2 protein-coding genes are annotated in these 2,127 nt (G+C 69.7%); both read right to left on the reverse strand.

Annotated elements, in window-relative coordinates:
- Nucleotides 1-17: 17 nt before the first annotated feature.
- Nucleotides 18-449, reverse strand: coding sequence for a Mov34/MPN/PAD-1 family protein (locus ACFU74_RS37100; RefSeq protein WP_380764547.1), 432 nt, complete (start codon nucleotides 447-449; stop codon nucleotides 18-20).
- 54 nt (nucleotides 450-503) lie between these two features.
- Nucleotides 504-1,961 carry an amino acid permease gene (locus tag ACFU74_RS37105; RefSeq protein ID WP_380764548.1) on the reverse strand — a complete coding sequence of 486 codons (1,458 nt, stop codon included), beginning with the start codon at nucleotides 1,959-1,961 and terminating at the stop codon, nucleotides 504-506.
- Between the last annotated feature and the right edge of the window lie 166 nt (nucleotides 1,962-2,127).

Genomic DNA, 2,127 nt, shown 5'->3' on the forward strand with positions numbered 1-2,127 from the left:
GCCCAGGTGGGTGCGGGTCAGGCCGGGTAGGCCTCGACGACCTGGACGTCTTCCTCCGTGATCACGCCGTCCACGATGCGGAACGAGCGGAACTGGTACGGGTCGCCGGGGTCGTTGCCGTCGGCGGTCGAGACCAGGACGTAGTGGGCGTTCGGCTCGGATGCGTAGCTCACGTCGGTGCGCGAGGGGTAGGCCTCGGTGGCGGTGTGCGAGTGGTAGACGATCACCGGCTCCTCGTCCCGGTCGTCCATCTCGCGGTAGAGCTTGAGCAGGTCGCCCGAGTCGAACTCGTAGAAGGTGGGCGAGCGGGCGGCGTTGAGCATCGGGATGAACCGCTCGGGGCGGCCGCTGCCTTCCGGCCCGGCGACCACGCCGCAGGCCTCGTCCGGGTGGTCGGCGCGGGCGTGGGCGACGATCGCGTCGCGCAGTTCTCGGGTGATGGTCAGCATGGCGCCAGGATAGCCACGCCCCGGCGGCGGCCCGCCGGGGCGTCCGAGGCGCGGTCAGCGGGGGTCGCCGCCATCGCCGTCCGGCGCGTGCAGGTGGTCGTGGGCGACCGCGTGCACGGCCTCGGGGGCGCGGCGTCCGAGGCCCCGGTAGCCGGCGACCAGCAGCACGGCCCAGATCGGGAAGACGTACAGCGAGATCCGGTTGCCCGGGTCCAGGCCGATCAGCACGACCACCACCGCGAGGAAGGCCAGCGCGGCCCAGCTGCTCCAGGCGCCGCCGGGGGCCTTGAAGGTGGGCGGCGGCAGGTGGCCGCCCTTCCAGGCCCGGCGGTAGCGGATCTGGCAGATCAGGATCATCGCCCAGGTCCACAGGCCGCAGACGGTGGCGACCGAGGTGATGTACTCGAACGCCTTGGCCGGGACGAGGTAGTTGAGCACCACGCCGACGCCCATCAGCAGCGTGGAGACGGTGATCGCGGCGGCCGGGGTGCGGTGGGTGTTGAGCCGGGTGAGCCGGCCGGGGGCCTGGCCGCGCAGGGCGAGGTCGCGCAGCATCCGGCCGGTGGAGTACATGCCGGAGTTGCAGGAGGAGAGCGCGGCGGTGAGCACCACGAAGTTGATGATGCCGGCCGCGGCGGGGATGCCGATCTTGCCGAAGGCGGCGACGAACGGGCTGACGCCGGGCTGGAACTCGGTCCACGGCACCAGCGAGAGGATGACGACCAGGGCGCCGACGTAGAACAGCGCGATCCGCCACGGCAGGGTGTTGATGGCGCGCGGGAGGGTCTTCTTCGGGTTCTCGCTCTCGCCCGCGGTGACGCCGACGAGTTCGACGCCCAGGTAGGCGAACATGACGATCTGCAGGGTCATCACGGTGGCGCCGATGCCCTTGGGGAAGAAGCCGCCGTCCTGCCAGAGGTGGGTGATCGAGGCGGTGTCGCCGGCGTCGCTGAACCCGAGGGTGAGCACCCCGATGCCGATCAGGATCATCCCGATGATCGCGGTGACCTTGACCATGGAGAACCAGAACTCGATCTCGCCGAAGATCTTCACCGAGATCAGGTTGGCCCCGTAGAGCAGCACCAGGAAGCAGAGCGCGCAGAGCCACTGCGGGATCTCGGGGGCCCAGAACTTCACGTAGACGGCCGCGGCGGTGGTTTCCGCCATGCCCGTGACAACCCAGAAGAGCCAGTACGTCCAGCCGGTCACATAGCCGGCGAAGGGTCCGAGGAACTCCCGCGCGTACTCGGCGAAGCTGCCGGCCACCGGGCGGTAGGTGAGCAGTTCGCCGAGCGCCCGCATGATCGCGAAGATCACCACGCCGGCGACCGCGTAGGACAGGATCAGGCTGGGGCCGGACTTCGAGATGGCGGTGCCCGCACCGAGGAAGAGGCCGGTGCCGATGGCGCCGCCGATCGCGATCATCTGGATCTGGCGGCTGCCCAGGCCCCGGTGGTAGCCCTCCTCGTCCGGCTTTGCGTCGACGACCTCGTCGTAGAGCTGTTCGGCCATGCTGCACCGTCCTGGATGGGATGTCGCGGGTGGGACCCATGGAGGTGGGGGAGCAGCAGTCGTACCACGCACGGTCCGGATAGCGGTGTCCATCTGAGCGATATTTGAGCATGCCCTGAGGGGGTTTCGCCCGTTTTGGACGGAAAAGCCCCGGCCGCTCGTCCAC

Source organism: Kitasatospora sp. NPDC057500 (genome assembly GCF_042802195.1).
Classification (GTDB): domain Bacteria; phylum Actinomycetota; class Actinomycetes; order Streptomycetales; family Streptomycetaceae; genus Kitasatospora.